The 23,995-nt window shown below is 70.8% G+C and carries 17 protein-coding genes and 2 pseudogenes; 11 read left to right on the plus strand and 8 right to left on the minus strand.

Going from position 1 to position 23,995, the window contains the following annotated elements; translation table 11 throughout:
• Positions 1-16: 16 nt before the first annotated feature.
• Positions 17-1,525, plus strand: a complete 1,509-nt coding sequence (locus OG247_RS29375; RefSeq protein ID WP_442813447.1) for a hypothetical protein — start codon at positions 17-19, stop codon at positions 1,523-1,525.
• An 87-nt stretch (positions 1,526-1,612) separates the two neighbouring features.
• Entirely contained in the window at positions 1,613-2,194 is a 582-nt protein-coding gene (locus OG247_RS29380; RefSeq protein ID WP_327255030.1) for a TetR/AcrR family transcriptional regulator, read from the plus strand.
• 46 nt (positions 2,195-2,240) lie between these two features.
• Here the strand turns inward: OG247_RS29380 and OG247_RS29385 are convergent, their stop codons facing one another.
• Genes OG247_RS29385 through OG247_RS29395 form a run of 3 tightly spaced genes read right to left on the minus strand, consistent with a single transcriptional unit; the run spans position 2,241 to position 6,462 of the window.
• Positions 2,241-3,494 carry a hypothetical protein gene (locus tag OG247_RS29385; protein ID WP_327255031.1) on the minus strand — a complete coding sequence of 418 codons (1,254 nt, stop codon included), beginning with the start codon at positions 3,492-3,494 and terminating at the stop codon, positions 2,241-2,243.
• The gene (locus OG247_RS29390; protein ID WP_327255032.1) at positions 3,491-5,260 is read right to left on the minus strand and encodes a lipopolysaccharide biosynthesis protein; all 1,770 of its coding nucleotides are present in this window, start codon (positions 5,258-5,260) and stop codon (positions 3,491-3,493) included. Before OG247_RS29390 ends, OG247_RS29385 begins: the two co-directional genes overlap by 4 nt.
• Complete coding sequence (locus OG247_RS29395; protein ID WP_327257679.1) at positions 5,257-6,462, minus strand: glycosyltransferase; 1,206 nt, start codon at positions 6,460-6,462, stop codon at positions 5,257-5,259. The genes OG247_RS29390 and OG247_RS29395 overlap by 4 nt, the downstream gene beginning before the upstream one ends.
• A 172-nt stretch (positions 6,463-6,634) precedes the next feature.
• On the opposite strand from OG247_RS29395, the gene OG247_RS29400 reads away from it, so the two are divergent.
• Positions 6,635-7,108 carry an adenylyltransferase/cytidyltransferase family protein gene (locus OG247_RS29400; RefSeq protein ID WP_327255033.1) on the plus strand — a complete coding sequence of 158 codons (474 nt, stop codon included), beginning with the start codon at positions 6,635-6,637 and terminating at the stop codon, positions 7,106-7,108.
• A gap of 28 nt (positions 7,109-7,136) precedes the next feature.
• On the opposite strand, the gene OG247_RS29405 is transcribed toward OG247_RS29400, so the two are convergent.
• Both OG247_RS29405 and glgX read right to left on the minus strand, forming a co-directional pair.
• Positions 7,137-7,880 (minus strand): CDP-alcohol phosphatidyltransferase family protein, encoded by a 744-nt coding sequence (locus OG247_RS29405; RefSeq protein WP_327255034.1) that lies wholly within the window; start codon positions 7,878-7,880, stop codon positions 7,137-7,139.
• Between the two features lie 301 nt (positions 7,881-8,181).
• Entirely contained in the window at positions 8,182-10,539 is a 2,358-nt protein-coding gene (glgX, locus tag OG247_RS29410; RefSeq protein WP_442813448.1) for a glycogen debranching protein GlgX, read from the minus strand.
• Between the two features lie 180 nt (positions 10,540-10,719).
• Between glgX and OG247_RS29415 the strand changes: the two genes are divergently transcribed.
• Both OG247_RS29415 and OG247_RS29420 read left to right on the plus strand, forming a co-directional pair.
• Positions 10,720-11,940: a L,D-transpeptidase gene (locus OG247_RS29415; protein ID WP_327257681.1), complete on the plus strand. Its 1,221-nt coding sequence runs from the start codon at positions 10,720-10,722 to the stop codon at positions 11,938-11,940.
• 171 nt (positions 11,941-12,111) lie between these two features.
• On the plus strand, positions 12,112-14,310 hold the full coding sequence (locus OG247_RS29420; protein ID WP_327255035.1) for a choice-of-anchor A family protein: 2,199 nt from the start codon (positions 12,112-12,114) through the stop codon (positions 14,308-14,310).
• A gap of 188 nt (positions 14,311-14,498) precedes the next feature.
• On the opposite strand, the pseudogene tnpA reads toward OG247_RS29420, so the two are convergent.
• A pseudogene (tnpA, locus tag OG247_RS29425) lies at positions 14,499-14,854 on the minus strand (IS200/IS605 family transposase).
• 131 nt (positions 14,855-14,985) lie between these two features.
• On the opposite strand from tnpA, the pseudogene OG247_RS29430 reads away from it, so the two are divergent.
• The 6 genes and pseudogenes from OG247_RS29430 to OG247_RS29455 all read left to right on the plus strand — a co-directional run bounded on the left by OG247_RS29430 (position 14,986) and on the right by OG247_RS29455 (position 21,699).
• Positions 14,986-16,159 (plus strand): annotated as a pseudogene (locus OG247_RS29430) (RNA-guided endonuclease InsQ/TnpB family protein).
• Positions 16,160-16,362: 203 nt separating this feature from the next.
• Positions 16,363-17,604, plus strand: a complete 1,242-nt coding sequence (locus OG247_RS29435; RefSeq protein ID WP_442813449.1) for a L,D-transpeptidase — start codon at positions 16,363-16,365, stop codon at positions 17,602-17,604.
• 85 nt (positions 17,605-17,689) lie between these two features.
• Positions 17,690-18,457, plus strand: coding sequence for an enoyl-CoA hydratase/isomerase family protein (locus tag OG247_RS29440; protein WP_327255036.1), 768 nt, complete (start codon positions 17,690-17,692; stop codon positions 18,455-18,457).
• Between the two features lie 318 nt (positions 18,458-18,775).
• Complete coding sequence (locus OG247_RS29445) at positions 18,776-19,279, plus strand: ATP-binding protein (RefSeq protein WP_254384318.1); 504 nt, start codon at positions 18,776-18,778, stop codon at positions 19,277-19,279.
• A 417-nt stretch (positions 19,280-19,696) separates the two neighbouring features.
• Complete coding sequence (locus OG247_RS29450; protein ID WP_327255037.1) at positions 19,697-20,515, plus strand: polysaccharide deacetylase family protein; 819 nt, start codon at positions 19,697-19,699, stop codon at positions 20,513-20,515.
• Positions 20,512-21,699: a YncE family protein gene (locus OG247_RS29455; RefSeq protein ID WP_327255038.1), complete on the plus strand. Its 1,188-nt coding sequence runs from the start codon at positions 20,512-20,514 to the stop codon at positions 21,697-21,699. The genes OG247_RS29450 and OG247_RS29455 overlap by 4 nt, the downstream gene beginning before the upstream one ends.
• Before the next feature lie 89 nt (positions 21,700-21,788).
• Here the strand turns inward: OG247_RS29455 and OG247_RS29460 are convergent, their stop codons facing one another.
• Both OG247_RS29460 and OG247_RS29465 read right to left on the minus strand, forming a co-directional pair.
• Complete coding sequence (locus OG247_RS29460; protein ID WP_327255039.1) at positions 21,789-23,027, minus strand: cytochrome P450; 1,239 nt, start codon at positions 23,025-23,027, stop codon at positions 21,789-21,791.
• Positions 23,008-23,811, minus strand: coding sequence for a tRNA-dependent cyclodipeptide synthase (locus OG247_RS29465; protein ID WP_327255040.1), 804 nt, complete (start codon positions 23,809-23,811; stop codon positions 23,008-23,010). The genes OG247_RS29460 and OG247_RS29465 overlap by 20 nt, the downstream gene beginning before the upstream one ends.
• Positions 23,812-23,995 lie beyond the last annotated feature (184 nt).

Below are 23,995 nucleotides of genomic sequence, written 5' to 3' on the forward strand. Positions count from 1 at the left end.
GGGGGTGGGGGCAAGCGTGGCGACCGACATACGTGAGACCGCCGCCCGGCCGGCGCCGCCGCGCCCCGGTGAAGACAAGAGCTGGGGCAGGGTCACCACTCCGCGCACCCTGCTCTCCCGGGCGCTCTCCGTCCCGCTGGCCCTCGGATTCACCGTCTTCCTGCCCCTGTTCGTCGCCGTCCAGCCCGGCGCGGGCCAGCACGACGCCGCCTTCTGGCTCCAGCTGCTGCTCACCATGTACGCGGGCGCCCGGCTCTCCGCGATGGTCCTGACCAGTCGCCGCAAGCTGCTCCAGGGCTCCTTCTGGCTCTTCGTCTACATGGCCATGGGCGTGGCCCCCCTCGCCCAGGCCGTCCTCGGCCAGGTCCCGACCCCCGTCGTCGGCCCGCGCTCCGACCTCACCGCCGCCATCGGCCTGGTCCTGCTCGGCTGCGCCGCCTTCGACGTGGGCGTGCTGCTGGCCCGGCACCGGCCGGCCGGCCGCGCGGGCGGTTCGCAGAAGGAGCCGCGCCCGGTCATGGCGCACCGCCGGCGCCTCCACCTGCTGACCGCCGTGGCGTTCCTGGGCAGCGCGGCCCTGATCGTGAAGCTCGGCGGCCCGGCGGTGTTCTTCTCCAGCCGCCAGGAGATCATCGCGGGCATCGAGGAAGCGGGCGTCTCCCAGGACGGCCAGGCGGGCCAGGCGCTGCTGCGCGGCTTCGGCACGGTCCCCGCGCTGCTGGCCCTGCTGCTGTACACGCGCTGGCTGATCACCTCGAAGTTCGCCCGCCGCAAGGTGTCGATCATCGTCACCTGGTCGGCGCTCATGATCCTCAACCTGATCGTCAACAACCCGATCTCGAACCCGCGCTACTGGTTCCTCACGGTCATGTTCGCGATGCTCTTCACCGTCTTCCCGGTGAGCGCCGCGATGTACCGGGTGGCGCTGTCCATGGCCGTGGTGATCGCCCTGCTCGTCTTCCCGTTCGCGGACCGCTTCCGCTACGACGAGAAGAACTACAAGCCCGTCGAGACGACCTCCTTCCTGGAGCCGATGGCGCTCAAGGACTACGACCAGATCGGCATGTTCGCGAACACCATCACCTTCTCGGAGTCCGGTCCCGGGCACTCCTACGGGCGCCAGCTCGCGGGATCCGTCTTCTTCGCGGTGCCGCGCTCGGTGTGGTCGGGCAAGCCGCGCGACACCGGCGTGATGGTCGGCCAGTGGATGGGCACGGTCAACACCAACCTCTCCTCCCCGATCTGGGCCGAGCTGTGGATCGACTTCGGGCCGCTGGGCATGGGGGCGGGGCTCCTGGGGATGGGGTACGCCTCCGCCCGCGTCGACCGGCGGTACGCGAAGCGGGCCCGGCGCAGCTCGCCGCCGGGCAGCCTGATCTCCACGGTGGTCCCGCTGGTCGCGGGGTACTCCTTCATCCTGCTGCGCGGGCCGCTGCTCCAGGCCTCGGGCCGGATCGCCATCGCGGGGATCTGCCTCGCGCTCGTGGCCACGTACCGGCAGGACAGGGCCACGACCCTGCGCTGACCTGGGGACACCACTTTCTCGCAGCTGCTCCACAAGTGCACTCGCTCAACTTGTGCACCGGATAAATGTCGCCGGTACAGTGGTCCCATGACCGAGACCGTGGGGCGCCGCGAGCGCAAGAAGGCCCAGACCCGCAAGGCCCTGGCCGATGCCGCGCTGCGCCTGTTCCTGGAGCACGGGTACGACAAGGTCGGCGTCCGTGACGTGGCGGAGGAAGCCGATGTCTCGGTGACCACGCTGTTCAAGCACTTCCCGAGCAAGGAAGCCCTGGTCTTCGACGAGGACGAGGGCATCGAGGCCGCGCTCGTCTCGGCCGTACGGGACCGCGCGCCCGGCCGGTCCGTCCTGCACTCCCTGCGCGAGCACCTCGTGGCGACGCGGGCGACCCGGCGGATCGACGACCCGGCGGTCATCGCGCACCTCACCCTGGTCCGGGAGACGCCGGAACTGCTGGAGTACTGGGACCGGATGTGGCGGCGTCACGAGTTCGCGCTCGCCGCCGCCATCGCGGAAGCCGCGGGCGCACCCGAAGGCGACCTCAGGTCCGCCGCGCTGGCCCGGTTCGCGATGGACACCACGAGCCTGATCCGCGGCCAGGAGGACCAGCAGCAGGCCATGCGGGACCTGTTCGACCTGATCGAAACGGGCTTCGGCGACACCCCGGCCTGACCGGCACCCGGCCTGACCGGCACCCGGCCGGACCGAAAGCCCCGCCTCAGGCCGCCCGGACCTCGTCGGAGGTGGTGGCGGCAGCCGGTGCGGGGGACGGCAGCCGGGCCACGCGCAGCCAGCCCGCCGCGGCCTTCGAGGCGGAGCCGAGGGCCAGCCCCCAGGCGGCCCCGGCCACGCCCCAGACGGCGTACCCGCCCAGCAGCAGCCCGACCGACAGCAGCGAGAAGACCACCTGGAGCGAGAGGGTGGCCTTCGGGTTCAGCACCCGCAGGGTCAGCAGCGCACAGGTGCCGAGCCCCATGACGGCGTACTGTGCGCCCGTCGCGGGCAGCAGCGCGGCCGCCGCCTGCCAGGTGTCGCCGAGCAGTTCGCGGCCGACCCGCTCCGGCAGCGCGTACAGCACGGCCCCCCAGGCGGCGCCGGTCACGGCGAGCGCGCCGCCCATCAGGGCGGTGAGGCGGACCACGCCCCGCTTCCCGGAGGCCCGGCCGACGACCGGCGGCCCGAAGGCGTTCGCGGAGTTGAACAGCACGTTCAGCGGCCCGAAGAGGGTGGTGGCACCGCGCAGCGCGCCGACGGCCAGCGGGGTCGCGAAGACGCCGAGCCCCAGGACGGCGAGCTGGCTGGAGCCGTTGCCCACGGCGAACTCGACCACGAACCGCTGTCCCAGGTACCCGCGCCGCAGGTACGGGCGTAGGTCGATGGCGCCGCCGGCGCCGCCCCGCACCGAGGGCCGCAGCAGCCACAGGCCCAGCGCGAGCGCGGGCAGCGCGGAGATCCCCCACACCAGCACCAGCCGCCCCGCCGGGGCGCCCTCGGGCTGGAGGAGCAGCGCGGGCACCACGCAGGCGAGGCGCAGCGCGTCGGCGGCCAGCGCCCGTCCGGGGGCCCGCAGGGCGGAGAAGCAGTAGCGCAGCCCGTCCTGCAGCAGGACCAGGGGCAGTACGAGTCCCAGCGCGAGGAACGACCAGCCGGTGGCTCCGGGCAGCAGCAGACCCAGGAGGGCCAGGACGGCTCCCACCGCCGCCGAGGCGGCGCCGCTGAAGGCCAGGCCCGAGCGGCAGGCCGTGGCGAGGCGGGCGGAGGCGGGGTCGTCCTTCTCCAGCACCAGGGTCTGGCCGACGTAGGCCACGTTCAGGCCGAGCAGCACGGTGAAGGTCACGTAGACCATCGAGAAGTCGGCGAAGCCGGCCGCCGAGGAGAGCCGGGCGGCCAGCACCAGGACCAGGATGTTCGTGGCGCTGGACGCGGCCTGGTCCAGTACCGAGGCGACCGCCGCGAGGCCGCGCCGGCTCACCGCCGGCCCGTGCGGACCGTACGCAGGGCGACCGTGTCGGTGCCGTCGCCCGGGATGTGCTGCGCGGCGTCGGCGGCGGCCACCTCGTACGGGATCGGCTGCGGCTCCCGCGAACGGGGCGAGGGTCCGGAAGGGGGCGCGGGCCGGGGGTCCTCGGCGGCGGGGCCGCCGCCCCGGGGGCTCCTGCCGAGGCCGCGCTTCTTCTCGCCCGGCAGCGGCGCGTGCAGGACGGCGCCGAGCACCGTGCCGCCGGCCCCGCTGATCAGCTCACGGATGCGGGAGAGGTCGGTGCGGCGCACCGCGCCGGGGTTGCAGACCACCAGGACGCCGTCGACGCGGTCGACGAGCGCGAGGGCGTCGGCGTACGAGAGCACGGGCGGGGCGAGCACCACGACGGTGGAGTTGGGGGAGTCGGCCTCGGAGATCAGCCGGGTGGCCCGCTGCGAGGTGAGGGCGCGGGGGACGTTGCGGACCCGCTCGCCCGGGATCAGGTCGAAGCTGCCGGACTCCCCGGCGTCCACCAGGAGCTGGCGGCCGTCGGGCCACTCGGTGTCCGCGGGCTGCGCGCCCGCGCCCCCCTTGGACTTGCTCCAGTTGGGCCGGCCGGAGGCGTCGGTGGGCAGCTGGCTGGCCAGCACCGGGGTGCGCAGGTCGGCCTCGATGAGGAGCACGTCCTTGCCGGTCTCCGCGAAGGAGGCGGCCAGGTTCACCGCCACGGCGGCGGCGATCTCGCTGCTGCCGCGCGGGGCGACGACGAGGAGGCGGCGCCGGTCCGCGAAGCGGGCGTCGTAGGCGAGCCGGAAGGCCACCGAGCGGAACTCCTCCGCCAGCCGCGGGTCTTCCTCGCCCGCCGCGAGCAGCGGCCCGCCGTCGGCCTTGCCCCGCGGCAGGGAGCCCAGTACGGGCGCGCGCAGGGCCCGGGCGACATCGCCCTCGGAGCGCGGAGCCGGGTCGAAGACGAGGCGCACCCAGGCGCCGAGCAGGCCGAGGGCCAGGCCCACGGCCGCGCCGAGCGCGAGCGACATGGGCAGGCCGGGGCCGTCGGCCCCGTGCGGCGGGACGGCGGTGCTGGTGACCCGGCCCGGGGTCATGTCCAGGGCCTTGAGCTTGGCGATGTTGCCGTTGAGCGTGTTGATCTTGCTCTGCTGGTCGGTCTTGGCGGCGTACGCGGCGTCCCGCGCCGGACCGGCCGGCATGCCGGTGGTCTGCTTGGTCAGCTCTTCGAGCTGCTTGGCCACCGGATCGCGCTGCTCCTGATAGCCCTTGACCATCTTGTCGCGGGTGACGTCGAGGGCCTCCTGCCGCTTGAGCAGGTAGGCCTCGGTCATCGCGTTGGCGCGCTTGGCGGCCTCGGCGGGGGAGGCCGCAGTGTAGGTGAAGCGCAGCACCATCGTCTGCGGGGGGTTGGTCACCTGCAGACCGGCGCGCAGGGCCGCGAAGTCGGTGGCCGAGACCCCGAGCTTCTTCGCGGCCTCGTTGGCTATGGAGCTGGAGAGCGCGACCTGGCGCTCCGAGCCGATGTTGATCGCCTTGTCGGGGGCGAGGCTCGGGTTGAACGGGTCGTCGGTGGGCGCGCGCAGCACGATGTCGGCGGTGGCCACGTAGGTGTCCGCCGTGGAGACGCCGAGGTAGACCCCGCCGAGCAGGCCGATGCCCACGCCCACGCCGATGAGCCGGCGGTAGCGCAGGAGCTGGCGGAACTGGTCCCGGAGCAGGTCCGGTTCGTCCTCGGCCGGAGCCGCTGCCGGGCGGTTGGTCTCGATCACGGCCGGGGACCCCCAAGTGCTTCGTCCATCAGTGCGTCGATGCGGGCCAGGCCCGCCTCGCGGCTCAGGTGCGCCGCGACGTGGCGCGGTCCTGCCGCCCCCAGCGCGTCCGCGCCCGCGGGGTCCTCGGCCAGCGCCCGTACGGCCTTCAGCAGGGCCTCCGGGTTTTCCGGCGGTACGAGCACCCCGGCGCCCGAACGTTCCACCTCCTGGGCGGTCCCGCCCAGCGCGGCGACGGAGGCGACGACGGGACGACCGGCCTGGAAGTACGAGGTCAGCTTGGACGGCACGCTCATGTCCATCACGGCGGCGTGCTGCGTGACCGCGAGCACGTCCGCCGCGGCGAGGATATCCGGGAACTCGCCGTCGGCGGCAGGCGGGATGATGTCGAGATTGGGAACATCGGCCGCCAGGTCGGCGAGGGCGGAGCGCTGGCTGCCGTCGCCCATCAGGACGAAACGGACGCTCGGGTCCAGCCGGGCGGCGCCGACGAGGACCTCGAGTCCCTGCTTGAGCCCCATGTTCCCGGAGTGCAGGACGACGGTCTGGTCGGGGGCCCAGCCGAGGTGGTGGCGGGTCCGGCCGCGCGGCTTGGTGGGCAACGCCACATGGGACCAGTTCGGGACGAGCCGGATCCGCTTGGGGTCCACGCCCATGCCGACGACCCGGTCGACGAAGGTCTCGTGGATCACACCGACGAGGGCGGCCCGCTTCAGGGCGTGGGCCTCGGCCCGCCCGGCGAACGCGGCGGCCTTGTCCCCGCCGCTGATGCCGCTCTGCGCGGCGGCGGCGCCCATCAGGTCCTGGACGACCGGAACGAAGGGGACCTTCCAGCGCGCCGCCAGGCGCGCGGCCAGCAGGCCGCCGGCCAGGCTCGGCATCTGGGCGAGGACCGCGTCCGGCTTCGGCATCCGGGGCGGGGCCGCGGAGCCGTGCAGCAGAATCGATCCTTCGAAAAGTGCCCGGCGTAGGGCGGTCTGGCGCGGGGGCACGGTGTGCGCACGCCGGTGCACGGTCACGCCCGCGCGCTGTTCCGTGCGCCGTAGCGCCCCCTTGTACTCCGGCTCGACCGACCAGGCCGGGTAGTGGGGCATGCCCGCCAAGACGTGGGTGTCGTGACCGAGACCGGCCCAGTGCTCCGCGATCTGGGTGGCGTACGGGCCGATGCCCGTGTGCTCGGGGGCGTAATTGGTGGAAACCAGCAGTAGGCGTCGCTGACCGGATTTCGACACTCGACGTCCCCCTCTCACCTGGATGATGCGCACGTCACCCTATTCGTTCACCGGCACCAGGGGGAACGTGCACGCTATTGTCTGCTAATCCGCCACACCGGGGTGTGCGGCTTCTGGGGGATAACACGTGACGGAGCAGGACATGTCCGAATTTGCCGAGCCTGGGCGTAGACCTCACCGGGTCGGCTACGCGCCGGGTGCCTACGATCTCTTCCACATCGGACATCTCAACATCCTTCGGCACGCCCGGAGTCAGTGCGACTACCTGGTGGCCGGGGTCGTATCCGACGAAATGGCGGAACTCGCCAAGGGGCGCCGCCCGGTGATACCGCTCGTCGAGCGGCTGGAGATCGTCCGTAGCGTCCAGTACGTGGATGCCGCTTTTGTCGAGACCGTCCCGGACAAGGTCGAAACGTGGAAACAAGTCCGTTTCGACGTCATATTCAAGGGCGACGACTGGCGCGGCACCCCCAAGGGTGACCAGCTGGAAAAGGACTTCGCCGTGCACGGGGTCGAGGTCGTCTACTTCCCGTACACGGTCCACACCTCCAGCACCCAGCTGCGCCGGGCCCTGGACGTGCTGTCGCAACCGCTCGCCACGGAACAGCGGGGCTGAGCGGCCCGTCGGCGGGCGCCGGCCCCGGTCACCGGGGTACGGCGCTGAGCTCCCGGAACCACTTCGCGAGGAACGCCACCAGGAACAGCGCGGCCATCACGCCCGCCCCGGCGTACACCCAGCGGAACAGCCCGCTGCCGCCGAGGAACAGGAACACCAGGCAGAACACCCCGTAATCCACGGGCAGCAGCGCCACCGCGCGCAGGGCCGACGGCGCGGCGGCCGCACTTCCCGGCGCCGGCTTCGGCTTGAGCTTCTCCGTCAGAAGCCCCCCGAAGAAGGTCACGACCGCGGCGAGCTGGAAACCCAGGGGCACCAGCAGCCAGCCGGCCGCGGCGCCGCCGTCCGCGCCGCCGCCGATCCCGTAGGCCTCGGGGAAGCGGTAGAAGGCGATCAGGACGCAGGTGTGCAGCGCGGTGAGCTTCGCGCAGTCCACGACGTGGTCCAGCCACTCGCCGGCCGCGCTGCCGCCCCCGCGCAGCCGGGCGAGCTGCCCGTCGGCGGAGTCGAAGGCGAAGCCGACGGCGAGTAGGGCCCACACCGCGATGCCCAGCCCCCACGAGGGCGAGGCCAGGGCGACGACGGCCGCGCCCGCGAAACTCAGGGCGGCGCTGATCAGCGTCACCTGGTTCGGGGTGAGCCCCAGCGCGTACGACCCGGCGGCCAGGTACCGCCCGACGGGCCGGTTGACGAACCGGGAGTAGAGCGACACCCCCTTAGCCGACTTCTGCGCCCCGCGCAGCTCCCGCAACGCGGTCCCGACACTCGCCATCGACACAGCCCCTCGAATATCCGTTTATGTGTACGTGCGCACGAAGGGCACATCATCGCAGGGTGTCCGGGGGCTCCCGCTCCGGGTCCACCGGATGCGCGGACCTCAGGGCCTGTCGTCAAACTCCCGTCTGCCTCACGACGCCTGGCACGCGCTCTCGCCGCACCGGACGGAAGCCAAGTACGTCCAGTACGCGGGCTTGCGCCCGGCACGCCGAGAGCACGCACCAGACGCCGCGAGGCCGCCCTTCGGGCGACGACGGGAGTGTGACGACAGTCCCTAGCCCCGGCTTCCGGACCGGCTAGCCCTGCCCGCCCACCACCTTCAGCAGCAGCACCGCTCGGGCCGGGACGGTCACGCTCTCGCCCCCGCGGTGCACGGTGGCGGGCGCCGCCGCCTGGTCCTCGCGGGAGGTGTCCAGGACCAGTTCGTACGCCCGGCCCCACGGCGCCCCCGGCAGCACCCACGCCACCGGCCGGTCCCCAGCGTGCAGCAGCGCCAGGAAGCTGTCGTCCGTGACCTGCCGCCCGCGCTCGTCACGGCCCGGGATGTCCTGCCCCGACAGGTACAGGCCCACCGAACCGGCCGGGGCGTACCAGTCCCGCTCGGTCATCTCCACCCCCGCCGGGGTGAACCAGGCCAGGTCCCGCAGTCCGTCCGCCCCCTGCGAGCGCCCGGAGAAGAACGCGCGGCGCCGCAGCACCGGATGGGCCCGGCGCAGCGCCAGCAGCCGCCGGGTCAGCGCCAGCAGCGCCTGCCAGGACGGGTCCTCCAGCAGCGACCAGTCCACCCAGCTCGTCTCGTTGTCCTGGCAGTACGCGTTGTTGTTGCCGCCCTGCGTCCGGCCGAACTCGTCGCCCGCCACCAGCATCGGCACCCCGGTCGACAGCAGCAGCGTGGTCAGCAGATTGCGCAGCTGCCGCCGGCGCAGGGCCGCGATCCGCGGTTGCGTGCCCTCTTCCGGCTCGCCCTCCACCCCGCAGTTCCAGGACCGGTTGTCGTTGGTGCCGTCCCGGCCCGCCTCGCCGTTCTCCTCGTTGTGCTTGGACTCGTACGACACCAGGTCGCGCAGGGTGAAACCGTCGTGCGCGGTGATGAAGTTGACCGAGGCGTACGGCCGCCGCCCGCCCCACGCGTACAGGTCGCTCGATCCCGACAGCCGGTACCCGAGGTCCCGTACGTCGGGCAGTGCGCCGCGCCAGAAGTCCCGTACGGCGTCCCGGTAGCGGTCGTTCCACTCCGTCCACAGCGGCGGGAACGCCCCCACCTGGTACCCGCCCGAGCCCACGTCCCACGGCTCGGCGATCAGCTTCACCCGCCGCAGCACCGGGTCCTGGGCGATCACCGCGAGGAACGGCGAGAGCATGTCCACGTCGTGCATCGAGCGGGCCAGCGCCGCCGCCAGGTCGAAGCGGAAGCCGTCCACCCCCATCTCCGTCACCCAGTACCGCAGCGAGTCGGTGATCAGGCGCAGCACGTGCGGCCGCCCGGCGTGCAGGGTGTTCCCGCACCCGGTGTAGTCCGCGTACCGGCGCTGGTCCGACTGGAGCCGGTAGTACGCCCGGTTGTCGATCCCGCGCAGCGACAGCGTCGGCCCCAGCTCGCCGGCCTCCGCCGTGTGGTTGTAGACCACGTCGAGGATGACCTCGATCCCGGCGGCGTGCAGCGCCTTGACCATCCGCTTGAACTCGCCGACCTGCTGGCCGGCCGTACCGCTCGAGGAGTACGCGGCGTGCGGGGCGAAGTAGCCGACGGAGTTGTAGCCCCAGTAGTTGCGCAGGCCCCGGCGCAGCAGGTGGTCCTCGTGCGCGAACTGATGGACCGGCAGCAGCTCCACCGCCGTCACCCCGAGCCCGGTCAGGTGCTCGATCGCCGCCGGGTGCGCGAGGCCCGCGTACGTGCCCCGCAGGTGCTCGGGGATGCCCGGATGGCGCATCGTGAAGCCGCGCACGTGCAGTTCGTAGATGACCGAATCGGCCCACGGGGTCTTGGGCCGGACGTCGTCCGCCCAGTCGTCGTCATCGTGGACCACGACCCCCTTCGGGACGTGCGGGGCCGAGTCGCGGTCGTCGCGCACGGTGTCCGCGATGTACTGCTGCGGCCAGTCGCGGACGTGCCCGTACACCTCCGGCGGCAGCAGGAAGTCCCCGTCCACGGCGCGTGCGTACGGGTCCAGGAGCAGCTTCGCCGGATTGTGGCGGGCCCCCGTCCACGGGTCCCAGCGCCCGTGCACCCGAAATCCGTACCGCTGCCCGGGGCGCACGCCCGGCAGGAAGCCGTGCCAGATCTCGTGGGTCAGCTCCGTCAGCACGCACCGGCTCTCGGACCCGTCCTCCGCGAAGAGGCAGACCTCCACCACCTCCGCGCCCTGGGCCCACAGCGCGAAGTTGGTCCCGGCCGTCCCGTCCGGCCCCTGGTGGAACCGGGCCCCCAGCGGGTGCGAGGAGCCCGGCCACACGGGCGGTCCGGGGCGGGTCCGCTCCCGCACCGCCGACGCGTGGCCTCTGGCCAGGCCGTTCGACGTCCCGTTCGCGGATCCGTTGCCGTTGCCGTTCCCGGTTCCGTTGGGATGTCCGGTCCCGTCGGGACGGCCGGTCCCGATCGGATGCCCGGTCCCCGCGACGGCTTCCACCGCCTCTTGCTCGGCTGCGCTCGACACTGCCCGCCTCCACGGCTCTCGGTACCTGCGGGGGTGGGGGAACTGCGGCCCCGGCGTCCCTGCCGCGGCCCGCCCCCGTCCGGTCCTTCCCACTGTTCTGCCCGGACTGTCCTGCCTGGAACGTGGGCCGCGCCCACGTTTCCCCCGGAGGGCCCCGGTCGTTGGAGGAACGTGACTCTTCTGACGAGGCGGGCAGGGGCGGGCTTGGCCGCCGTGGCGGTATGGGCGGGCCTCCTCGGAGGCCTGGCCGGATGCACCGAGAACGGCGGCTCCCCGATCGAGATCCAGCTGCCCGGCAAACCCCGGTCACCGGACGAGGCGATCAGGATCACCCCCGACGACAACGCGAAGGGGGTGCCCGCCGAGGGTCCGCTCAGGGTCAGCGTGCCCGAGGGCCGGCTGGAGCGGGTCGTGGTCACGAAGGTGGAGGACGCCCAGCAGGAGCAGGTGGCCGGCTCCATCGCCGTCGACGGGCTCAGCTGGAGCCCCGAACCGGCGTCGGGCCGGCTCGCGCTCGCGGCCAAGTACACCGTGGACGCGGTCGCGCTCGACGGGCACAACCGCCGCCAGGCCCGGCACACCACCTTCACCACCTATGTTCCCGAGGAGCGGTTCATCGGCTACTTCAAGCCCGAGAACCGTTCGACCGTCGGCACCGGCATGATCATCTCCTTCGGGTTCAGCCGGTCCATCGAACGCCGCGCCGATGTGGAGCGGGCCATCACGATCACCTCCGACCCGGCCGTGGAAGTGGTGGGCCACTGGTTCGGCGACGAGCGCCTCGACTTCCGGCCCAAGACGTACTGGAAGCCCGGCACCGAGGTCACGGTCAAGCTGAACCTGCGGGACGTCGAGGGCGCCGCCGGCTCCTACGGCATCCAGGACAAGACCCTGCGCTTCACCGTCGGACGCTCCCAGATCTCCACCGTCGACGCGGCCGCGCACACCATGGAGGTCCGGCGCGACGGCGAGCTGGTGTCCACCGTGCCGATCACCGCCGGGGCGCCGAAGAACATGACCTACAACGGCAAGATGGTGGTGATGGAGCTCTTCGACGTCACCCGGATGAACGGGCAGACCGTCGGCTTCGGCGGCGAGTACGATATCCCCGACGTCCCGCACGCCATGCGCCTCACCCGCTCCGGGACCTTCCTGCACGGCAACTACTGGGCCAGCCCCGACACCTTCGGCTCCACCAACGTCAGCCACGGCTGCATCGGGCTGCGCGACGACAAGGGCGGCGGCTCGGACACCCCGGCCGGCTGGTTCTTCGACCGGACCCTGGTCGGCGACGTGGTGGAGGTCGTGAACTCGCAGGACAAGACGGTCGCCCCGGACAACGGGCTGGGCGGCTGGAACATGTCCTGGCCCGCCTGGGTGGCGGGCTCCGCGACCGGCTGACCCCACCCGCCACCCGCCACCCGCCGTTCCCCGCACCGACACCCCAGTCGAGTGATTGTCGTACCGGAATGCCGCAGCGGGGGAGTGTCGGTCCGCCCGGCTCGCCGGAGCCCGCCGCCAGCCTGTACGGGGCCCTGCACGCACGCGGCGGCGGGCAACGGACGGAGCGTCATGTCAGCAAGGAAGTGGACCCTCGGGCCCCTGGGGCTCGCCCTCGGGGCCGTACTGGCCGCCGGCGCCCCGGTGGCCCTGGCGGCGCCGGCCGCGCCGGGCCCCGGCGGACAGCAGCCGGCGCCGGCCCGGCAGGCCGTCGCCGCCCTGAGGGCCCCGCTTCCGGGCGGGCTGGGTCCCTGCCTCGGATCCCTGTGCCCCGACCCGTTCCCGGCGGTCGATACCGGCACCGTGCCCAGCGGCTACGACGAGGGCATCAACATCTTCGTCGGCGCCGACTTCCTCGTCCGCGAGCGCGCCGCCGAGGCCGAGGGCAAGGTCGTCGTCCTCGGCAGCTTCGACCAGAACAAGAACCTGGCGGCGACCGGCGGCGGGTACAACATCGGAATCGTCGGCGCGGGTTCCCTCGTACGGCCCCCGGCCGGTTCGGACTTCCTCACCACCGGCCGCGACGTCACGATCGCCGCCCAGCAGCAACTGATCTCGGACGGCGGCGTCGTACGCCACGCGGGCACCGCCCCCGGGCCCGGCACCGTCACCGGCCCGCTCGAGGCCGACCCGGCCGCCATCACCCCGTACGCCGGCCTGCGCGACCAGCTCACCACGGCCAGCCGGTGCTACGCCCGGGTCGACGGCCAGGCGCGTCCGGCGACGGGCACCGCCGTCAACCAGGACGGCACCACCGTCTTCACCGGGGACAACACCTCCGAGCTCCAGGTCTTCAACGTGGACTTCGACCTGGTGAGCTCGAGCGGCGGCGCCATCGGCTTCCGCTTCGACCGGATCCCGGACGACGCCACCGTCCTGGTCAACGTCCTGGGCACCACCCGCACGCTCAACACCTACGCCGGAAGCATCAACGACGTGGGGCCCGGCGCCGACCCCTGGAACGGCTACCGCACCCGGCTCCTGTGGAACTTCCCCGACGCCACCACCGTCCAGCTGGTCGGCACCGGACAGTTCCAGGGCAGCGTGCTCGTCGGCGAGCAGGCCTCGCGCACCACCGTGACCCTGCCCGGGACCAACGGCCGCTTCTTCACCACCGGCGAGCTCGTCCACACCAGCACCGGGGGCGGCGGCCAGGAGTTCCACGCGTACCCGTTCAACGGTGACCTGCCCGACTGCGGGAACACGGTCCCGGTCACGGGCACCGTCTCCGTCACCAAGCAGGACGACACGGACAACCCGCTGGCCGGAGCCACGTACGAGCTGTGGCGGGAGACCAACGGCACCCCCGGAGCCCAGTTCACGAGCCCCGGCGGCGACACCAAGGTCACCGACTGCGTGACCCCGGCGAGCGGCATCTGCTCCAGCACCGTCCCGCTCGGCACGTACTACTGGCGCGAGACCCAGGCACCGGACGGCTACGAGCTCGCGGAGAACCCCGTCGTCGAGCTGACGCTGACCGCGCAGAACGCCGCGGGGGGCGTGAGCGGCAGCATGAGCAACGCGAAGTTTCCGGGCAGCGCCCAAGTGGTGCTGCGCAAGTCCGACGCGGACGGTGGGGCCCTGCTGCCCGGCGCCCGCTTCGAGCTGTGGCGCGAGGCCAACGACCTGACGGGCCTCCAGACCGACGGCACGGAACCCGACGAGCAGCTGGCCGGGTCCTGCACCACCGACGCGCAGGGAAGCTGCACGGTCCAGCTCCCGGTCGGCGAGCGGTACTACTGGCGGGAGACGCAGGCACCGGCCGGCTACGACCTGCCGGCGGACCCGGTCACCCCGTTCGACCTCGACGAGAGCCACGTGACGGCGGGCCTCGTCGTCAGCGTCACCGACGAACGGACCGAGGAGCCCGGATACGAGGGCTCGATCAAGGTGGTGAAGAAGGACGCGAAGACGAAGCACCCGCTGCGCGGGGCGGTCTTCGAGGTGTGGAAGGAGACCAACAGCACCGCCGGCCTCCAGACGCGCGGCATCAACCCCGACCGCAAGGTGACGTCGGGCTGCGCCACGGACCGGGCCGGGGCGTGCTCGTTCCCGGGCCTGGAAGAGGGCTGGTACTACGTGGTCGAAACGGCCGTCCCGGAGGGCTACGTCCTCCCGCGCAACCCGGTCACGGGTCCGCTCCACCTGGACGAGAGGACCCCGGACCACCGCCTGGTGGTGACCCTGGAGAACAAGCGCGACCACCACGGCAAGGGCAAGGGCAAGGGCAAGGGCAAGGGCAAGGGCCCGAAGCCGCGTCGGGCCGGCTAGGCGGCTCGGCTAGGCCGCCCGGTGGCCGCCATGGGCCGCGGTTCTCGCGACGGCGGGACTGCGAGGCGGTCCGGACGTTCCAGCACCTCTGATCTTGGCCAGTGATCCGCCCTTCAGGGCGGGGGGAAAGGCCATCCTTGGCCCGGAGGTGCGGAGCGCCGGAGTGCTCCGCACTTTCGGGGTGAGGGTCAGGCGGGGCGCTGCTGGTCTTCGATGTACTGCTTGACGACGGTCAGGGGTGCGCCGCCACATGAGCCGGCGAAGTAGGACCCGGACCAGAAGCGCCCGCCCCACAGGTACCGGCGGACATGGCTGTCGTACTCCTGGCGCAGCCTGCGGGAGCTGACGCCCTTGAGGGAGTTGACCAGCTTGGAAAGCTGCACCTTCGGCGGGTAGTGCACGAGCAGGTGCACGTGGTCCTGTTCGCCGTTGAACTGTTTCAACTCCGCCGGTACTTGGTGACGAAAACCAAGTGAACGTGCAAGTTGTGAACAACATGGCGTCCGGTGCGTACATCGGGATGAGGGTTCCAGCACGGTGACATAAACCAATGCCAGGTTCTCGATCTTGAGTCAAGACACCCTGGCAAAACGGCAGTTCGGGCACCGTGCCCGGCTCACGCTGTCGCCTGCCGAGGTGTTGAAGGCTGATGGCCAGGCGCACGCGGCCCGCACCATGTGGAACTGTCTGCACGCCTGGTGGCAGATGATGCCGAAGGATAAGCGGACTCTGGACTATCGCGGATGCCGCGATCCGGCAGGCGCGTGAGGACATCGACTTTCTCGCTGTTCTTCCCGCGCAGGCCGCGCAAGCGGTGTTGAAGACGTATTTCCAGGCGTGGAAGAACTGCTGGGACGGCCGCTCAGACGCCCCGAACTTCAAGGGCCGGTTCCGCACGGTAATGTCCGTGGACATCCCACAGGGCCGTGACCTGAACATCATCCGGGTGCACCGCCGCTGGGGCATGGCCAATATCCCCAAGGTGGGCCGGGTCCGCTTCCGGTGGACCAAGGACCTGCCCGTGGGCAGGCGCGCCAACGGAGAGAACCGGATCACCGGGGCCCGTCTGGTCAAGGATGCGCTCGGCTGGCACATCGCCTTCCGCGTCCAGACCCTTGAGGCCGGGCCCGAGCCCCGCCAAGGGCTGGAGGTCGGCACCGACGTGGGCGTCACCGTGCCCCTCGCTCTCTCAGACGGCGAAACCTACGAGCACGGCGAGTGGCTGACCGGCAAGGAGAAGGCGAAGCTCCTGCACCTGGAGCGGCGCGCCGCCCGGCGCAAGGCACGCCGCAAGCCCGGAGAGCAGGCCAGCCGCCGGCTGCGCCACACCTACGACCAGATCGCTGGACTCCGCGCGAAAGCCAAGCGCAGAGCCCTGGACTGGCAGCACAAGGCGACCACCGCCATCGCCTGCACATATGGGACTGTCGTGGTCGAAGCGCTCACCATCACGAACATGGTCAAGTCGGCCAGGGGAACCAACGAGGAGCCGGGGAAGAACGTCGGCCAGAAGGCTGGGCTGAACCGCTCCATCAGCGGGGAGGCGTGGGGCCGGACGGTCAGCATGCTGGCGTACAAGACCGCCCGGCACGGCGGCACCCTGCACAAGGTCCCCGCCCCCGGCACCAGCCTGCGCTGCTCCGCGTGCGGCTTCATCACGCCGGGGAGCAGGGAGTCCCAGGCCGTGTTCGTGTGCAAGAACCCGGAGTGTGGCTGGTCGGGCAACGCCGACCACAACGCGGCTCGCAACGTCTTGCACCTGTACCGGATGGGCCTCGCGCTCATCTCGGCTGCCGGGAGGGCAGTCGTCAGGCGCGCGAAGCGCGTCAAGCCCGCTGCCGCAAGGTAAGCAGGAATCTCCCGGCTTCAGCCGGGAGAGCACTTCAAGTCTGGGGCACCAAGCCCGGCACCGAGGGATGACTTCGGGAGTCTCCCGCCGAACTCCCGGCGTGTCGCCCCTCTTGGGACGGAACGGTGACATGACCGTACTGTCTCGTGATCCCCCATGTGATTTCCTGGCGATAAGCGCGCGACTGTCCGTGCGCGGGGGACATGGGGAGAACGATCGTGAACCTGCAGCCGATACGCGGGCGCGCCCGCACCGGCCTGCCGGCCCTCCTGCTGGGCGCGGCCTTGCTGTTCACCAGCGCGTGCAGCGGTGGCGGGAGTGGTGGCGGCGCCGGCGGGAGCGGTGGCGGCGACGGGGGTACCGCCACGACCGGCACCGAGGCGTCGAAGGCCGTCGTGAGCGTGAAGCCGGACGACGGGGCCAAGGAGGTCGCGACCAGCGGCATCCTGAAGATCACCAGCACCGGCGGCAAGCTCACCACGGTGACGGTCGCCGACACCAAGGGCAACGCGGTGGAGGGCAAGCTCGCCGCCGACGGCGCGAGCTGGGAGCCCGCCCGCAACCTTGCCTCCGCCACCGAGTACAAGGTGCACGCGGTCGCCAAGGACGAGGCCGGCCGCGAGTCCGCGAAGGACACCACCTTCACGACCCTCACGCCCGCCAACACCTTCATCGGCCAGTACACCCCCGAAGACGGATCGACGGTCGGCGTGGGCATGCCGGTCTCGATCAACTTCTCTCGGGGCATCACCAACCCCGAGGCCGTCGAGAAGGCCATCACGGTCATGGCCGATCCGGCCGTCCCGGTCGAGGGCCACTGGTTCGGCAACGACCGCCTGGACTTCCGCCCCGAGAAGTACTGGGCCGCGGGCACCAAGGTCACCCTGAAGCTCGAGCTCGACGGGGTCGAGGGCCGCCCGGGGGTCTACGGCAAGCAGACCCGTACGGTCAGCTTCAAGATCGGCCGCTCCCAGGTCACCACCGTCGACGCCGGCAGCAAGCAGATGCAGGTGGTCCGGGACGGCCAGGTGCTCAAGAACGTTCCGATCACCGCGGGCGCCCCGTCGACGACCACGTACAACGGTCAGATGGTCATCAGCGAGAAGTACAAGGTGACCCGGATGAACGGCGCCACCGTCGGCTTCGGCGGGGAGTACGACATCTCCGACGTCCCGCACGCGATGCGGCTGACCACCTCCGGCACCTTCGTCCACGGCAACTACTGGGCCTCGTCCGGCACGTTCGGCTCCGAGAACGTCAGCCACGGCTGCGTGGGCCTGAAGGACGTCCGCGGCGCCGGCGACGGCGGCCAGCCCGCCGCCTGGTTCTTCAACGAGTCGCTGATCGGCGACGTGGTCATCGTGAAGAACTCCAAGGACAAGACCGTCGCCCCCGACAACGGCCTCAACGGCTGGAACATGGACTGGGCGGACTGGATCAAGTAACGCCCTCCCGCGCGTCGTCCGGTGGCCCGGTGCTGTGACCCACAGCACCGGGCCACCCGGCGTTAACCGGCGCTAACCTTCCCGTATGACCATCTCTCTCGAAGTCTCCGAAGGCGTCGGCGTCATCCGTCTGGACCGGCCGCCCATGAACGCCCTGGACATCGCCACCCAGGACCGGCTGCGCGAGCTCGCGGTGGAGGCGACCGACCGGGCGGACGTCCGCACCGTCGTCATCTACGGTGGCGAGAAGGTGTTCGCGGCCGGGGCGGACATCAAGGAGATGCAGACGATGGACCACGCGGCCATGGTCGCCCGGTCCCGCGGACTGCAGGACGCCTTCACCGCGGTGGCCCGGATCCCCAAGCCCGTGGTCGCGGCCGTCACCGGCTACGCCCTGGGCGGCGGCTGCGAGCTGGCCCTGTGCGCCGACTACCGGATCGCCGCCGACAACGCGAAGCTCGGCCAGCCCGAGATCCTGCTCGGCCTGATCCCCGGCGCGGGCGGCACCCAGCGGCTGTCCCGGCTGATCGGCCCCTCCAAGGCCAAGGACCTCATCTTCACGGGCCGCATGGTCAAGGCCGACGAGGCGCTGACCCTGGGCCTCGTGGACCGCGTGGTCCCGGCCACCGAGGTCTACGAGCAGGCGTACGCGTGGGCCGCGAAGCTGGCGCAGGGCCCGGCCCTCGCGCTGCGCGCCGCGAAGGAGTGCGTGGACGCGGGTCTGGAGGCCGACATCGACACCGGTCTGACCATCGAACGGGGCTGGTTCGCGGGGCTGTTCGCCACCGAGGACCGCGAGCGGGGGATGCGCAGCTTCGTCGAGGAGGGGCCGGGCAAGGCCAAGTTCCTCTAGGGGGAGCCCTGTCGGGAGCGCTGTCGGAAGCCCTGTCGGGAACCCCGCCCGGAATCCCTGCGCGGATCCCTGCCCGGATCCGTGTCGGGGTCATTCCTGTGGGTGGATTAGCCAGGCCTTAAGGCACCCTTAAGGCGAGCCGGTGATCCACTCTGGGTGATCACCACCTCGCGGTACGTCACCGCAGGTCAGCGGGGTGCGGTGGCCGACGGGTTGCCGATTGCATATGCCAGGACGACCCCTCGGAATCAGAGATCCCGGGGGGTCTTTTCCTGCGGAACGGCCCGAACGGCCGTACCGGCCCTCCATGATGGGTGCATGGCGGGTCTGGAGGGTGTGGAACAGCCGCGGCAGCGCAGTAGCGCTTCCGCCGTACGGCTCACGGCGGCCCTGGAAGACGAACTCGGCCTAAAAGCCCTGGAGTTGTACGGGAACCCGGCCGAGGCGGAAGTGACGCTGCCGTCGATGCCGGAGTCGGCGAGCACCGCCCGCCGGCTCACGCAGTGCGTGGTCGTCCGCCTGTGGGGGCTCTCGCCGCAGATCGCCGAGCACACGGTCCTGCTCGTCTCGGAGCTGGTGGGCAATGCCGTCCGCCATACGGGGGCCCGGTCCTTCGGTTTACGGATGCTCAGGCGGCGCGGCTGGATCCGCGTGGAGGTGCGCGACCCCTCGCGCGGGCTGCCCTGCCTCATGCCGGTCCACGAGATGGACACCACCGGCCGGGGGCTGTTCCTCGTCGACAAGCTCTCGGACCGCTGGGGCGCGGACCTGCTGCCGCGCGGAAAGATCACCTGGTTCGAGATGCGGGTCGCCGACCGCTGAGCGCCGCCTGACCACTGAGCGCTGCCCGACCGCCGAGTACCCCCTGAATGCCAGAAACCCCCTGTCGCCGTTGTGGGGCGCTGCGGGGGTTTCATGGGTGTGCCGAGGATCGAAGGGGGTGTGATCCTCGGCAGGGACTTCGCTCGGGTCAACGGGAAGCCGTGATTCCGACTATGGCAGAAGAGGGACCAAATGCCAAAAGTCCCAAGTTGGACATAAGTGTGCATATCCTAAGACTTTCTACCTAAATCTTAGGTGAGGTGGGCCACTGGCCTCGTAATCAGTGTGTAAAGATCGGCCGCTCTGCGTGAATCGTTGATCACATAGCGGACAGTGGGCGGGTGGACCCGGTTCGACCGAAGGTCCTGAATTGGGTCAATCAATACCTACACGGGCATCCACCCCTTAAATGGGCGGGTGCTCTGCTACCCGGACCGCCGATCCGCTCTCCGTGCCGGCGCGGCGGTCGCCGCCGGCGTCCTCGCCTCCGCCTGTGGCACGGACGCCCCCACCACTGCGGGGCCGTCCGTTTCCGGGACGGCCCCCGCAGGCCCCGCGGCCCCGGCGAAGGCCGCCCCGGACAAAGCGGCGGCCCGGGGCAAGGCGGCCCCCGCCCCGCGCCGGTTCGCCGGCCAGCCCGTGGAGATCGGGCACGGTCCCCGCGGCCGGCCCGGCGTCGCGCTCACCTTCCACGGCAACGGCGACCCCGCCATCGCCAAGGCGGTGCTCGCCGAAGCGGAAAGGGCGGGCGCGCGGGTCACCGTACTGGCCATCGGCGCCTGGCTCGACGCCCACCCGGAGATGGCCCGCCGGATCCTGGACGGCGGCCACGAGCTCGGCAACCACACCCAGCGCCACCTCGCGATCAACACCATGCCCGAGGAGCAGGCGTACGCCGAGATCACCGGCTGCGCCGACCGGCTCAAACGGCTGACCGGATCCATCGGCACCTGGTTCCGCCCGTCCCAGACCCAGTACGCCACCCCCCTGGTGCGAAAACTGGCCCAGCGGGCGGGCTACCCGCACGTCCTCTCGTACGACGTGGACTCCCTCGACTTCACCTCGCCCGGTGCCGCGGCCGTCATCCGCACCGTCATCGGCCCGATCCAAGGCGGATCGGTGGTGAGCCTGCACTTCGGCTACGCGGACACGGTCGACGCGATGCCACCCCTCCTCGAAGAACTCGCACGCCGCAAACTGCGCGCGGTGACCACCACGGAGCTGCTGACCCCATGACGACCACCCGCCTTCCCCGGAAGGCCACCGCGTTGCTGGCCGGCCTGGTCCTCGCCGCCCTGACCGGCTGCGGAGCGGCCGACAAGGGACCCGCCGAGGCCCTCGGCACGAAGGGGCCCGCCGCGCCCGTCAAGGCCGTACCGGCCGCGCCGCCGGGCCTGGCCGGAATGCCGCCGCTCCTCGATCCGAACGACGTGTACGCGGCGGACCGGCCGAACAAACTCTCCCCGGTGGTCAAGGACTTCCCGTCCCGCGTCTACGTGCCGAACACCTCCTCCAACACGGTGTCCGTCATCGACCCGGTCACCTACAAGGTCATCGACACCATCCCCGTCGGCATCCAGCCCCAGCACGTGGTCCCGTCCTGGGACATGAAGACCCTCTGGGTCAACAACAACCGGGGCCACACGCTCACCCCGATCAACCCGGCCACCGGAGAGGCCGGCAAGCCCGTCGAGGTGCACGACCCGTACAACCTGTACTTCACGCCCAATGGCAAGTACGCGGTGGTCATGGCCTCGATGGACAAGGAGCTGGTCTTCCGCGATCCGCACACGATGGACCGCGTGAAGACCGTCCCCGTGACCTGCTTCGGCGTCAATCACGCGGACTTCTCCGCGGACGGCCGCTACTTCATCGTGAGCTGCGAGTTCTCCGGCGAACTGCTCAAGGTCGACACCGAGAAGATGGAGGTCGTCGGCCAGCAGAAACTGCCCTTCGAGGGCGCGATGCCGCAGGACGTCAAGGTCTCGCCGGACGGAAAGACCTTCTACGTCGCGGACATGATGGCGCACGGCATGTGGGTGCTCGGCGGCGACAAGTTCGAGACCCCCAAGCTGCTGCCCACCGGAAAGGGCTGCCACGGCCTCTACGTCAGCCGCGACTCCAAGGAGATGTACGTCTCCAACCGGGGCGAAGGCTCCGTCTCCGTCTTCGACTTCACCCAGAACAAGCTGACCAAGAAGTGGGAACTGCCCGACGGCGGCAGCCCCGACATGGGCGGGGTCTCCGCCGACGGCAAGGTGCTGTGGCTCTCGGGCCGTTACAACTCCGAGGTCTACGCCATCGACACCACCACCGGCAATCAGCTCGCCAAGATCCCCGTGGGCGGTGGACCGCACGGCCTCGCCGTCTACCCGCAGCCCGGCCGCTACTCCCTCGGCCACACCGGCATCTTCCGGTAGGACGCGAGCGCGCGAGCAGAGAGGGAACGGGCGTGCCCCGGGAGCTCGCACAGCTCCCGGGGCACTCTGGGCCGCTCACCGCCGCCTCCTCACCAGGCGACGGGGAGCCGCTCGGGAAGGCGCTTGATGAAGCCGGTCCGCCACACGAGGTTCTCCGCGGGCACCGCGAGACGCAGCTCGGGCAGCCGCTCGACCAGCACCTCCAGCGCGATCTCGGCGTGCGCCCGGCCCAGCGCGGAGGCCGGGCAGAAGTGCCGGCCGGCGCCGAAGGCGAGGTTGGCGCTGGAGCTCTCGCGCTCCAGGTCCAGCTCGTCGGGGTTCTCGAAGGCCTCCGGGTCGAAGTTGGCCCCCTCCAGCAGGACGAGGACCAGCTCGCCCTCCTTGACCAGCACGTCCCCGACCTGGATGTCCGCCATCGCGATGCGCGGCAGGCCGTCGCCCACGGACAGGTTCCAGCGCAGCAGCTCTTCCACGGCCTTGCCCATGCGCTCCGGGTGCTTGCGCAGGTACCCGATCAGCTCGGGCTTCTGCAGCAGTGCCAGGACCGCCAGGGTCAGGAACGCGGAGGTGGAGACGGCGCCGGCTCCGAAGAGCGAGACGGCGACGGTGGCGAACATGTCGTCGGTCAGATGCGCCGACTCCGGGTCCGCCTCCTTCAGCTCGGCGAACTTGCCGAGGAGCCCCGTACGCTCCTCGGCAGGCAGCGCCAGCTGCGCCTTCAGCCGGTCCTCGAAGTAGCCGACGTCCTTGTACCAGTTGAGCGCCGAGTCGGAGAACGGCTCGCGAGCGGTCATGAACGCGACGTCCAGCCCCGACATCAGCCGCCGCCAGTCCTCGAACGGCACACCCAGCACCTGGCAGTGCATGGCCGCGGAGAAGGGATCTGCGAACCCGGCCCGCAGGTCGGCGGGCCCCCCTTCGGCGAGGAGCTGGTCGATGAGCTCGCCGGCCTTCGCGCGCAGCCAGTCCTGCAGGCCCTTCTGGCGCGGGTTGAGCGCCTTCATGACCGCGTTGCGCAGTCCGGCGCTGTTGATGTTGCCCATGTTGTTGACGACCTCGGGCGGGATCGTCAGCGCGTACTGGCGCGGGACACCGGCATTGGCCGTGTCCTTGAGGCTGAAGCGCTCGTCCTCCAGCACCTGCTTGGCCAGCGCGTAGCTGCTCACCAGCCAGGCCGGGTCCCCGGTGAGGGTACGGACCTTCGCGACCGGCGCCTTCTCGCGGAGCCAGGTGCACTCCTCCGGGAGCACGTCACCGCGCCGGGAGAGGGGGAAGTCGATGAGGGGCTCGGCGGTCGGCCCGGTGCCCTCAAGCTGCTCGACGCTCATCGACGGTCCCTTCGGTTGGTGCGGTGTGCGCGTGCGTGTTCGCGTTCAGGTGGTTCGGGTTCGGGTTGTTCGGGTTGCTCTGTGCCTTTTCGGCCGCCTCGGGCCGTACCACGGCGTATGCCTGGTTCCTCGTCGCGCGCAGGCCCCCACCGCGCGCGAAGAGGACGTCGGTCATCGGCATCTTGACGTGGTAGGCCGCCACGGAGGACGGCACGTCGAGAATGCTCGGGGTGTCGATGAAGAACGGCAGCTCGGCTGCCATGTAATCGAAACACACCTGCAACTGTGCGTCGGTGATTGATTCACCTTCCGGCAACTTGGATCCGACAAAGTGCAGGGCCATTTCCTCGCAGCCCTTGCGGAATTCGTCGTCGGACTCCAGGAAATGGAGTACGCGTCTGTGCAGAAGTTGGTAGACGGGGTTCGTCTGGAACTCCGAAAGTGCCCTCACTCGGATCTCGGCATGCAGAGGCCCTGACTCCTCCACGCCCTTGAGAATCCTTCGCCGGACTGCCTTGATTTCCTTCGTCGCACGCTTCTCGGCGTGTTCCTGGGTGTAGCCGAAGGCGGCGAACATCCGGTCCACGTGGAGGTCTGCGTAGACGAAGTCGACCTGTGCGAACCGGGTCGTGGCCCATCGGGTGAGGCCGGATATGCGCTCGGAGCTGAAGTAGCTGTTCCCAGGACTCACTCCGATGAGCACATGGTCGCCGTCTTCCCAGATGTGGTGGCAAGTGCGGGTGAAGGGCAGAACTTCGAATGATGCGTCAGCTGTGATCGTCACCTGTGTGATCGCCCTTGTTGCCGCTTGTCCCTGGGAGCCCTGCGCTCCCGGTGTGGCGGCAATGTCGCTACGTTATGCCGTGGTCCCGGAGCGTGACAAGTGGGGGCTTGAATTGTTGGCTGGAATTATCGCTTCCGCACTACGGAAGAGTAATTGAATTTCTATCTGCCGCTCGAACGGGACC

It is taken from the genome of Streptomyces sp. NBC_01244, from assembly GCF_035987325.1.
In the GTDB taxonomy this organism is placed as follows: Bacteria; Actinomycetota; Actinomycetes; order Streptomycetales; family Streptomycetaceae; genus Streptomyces.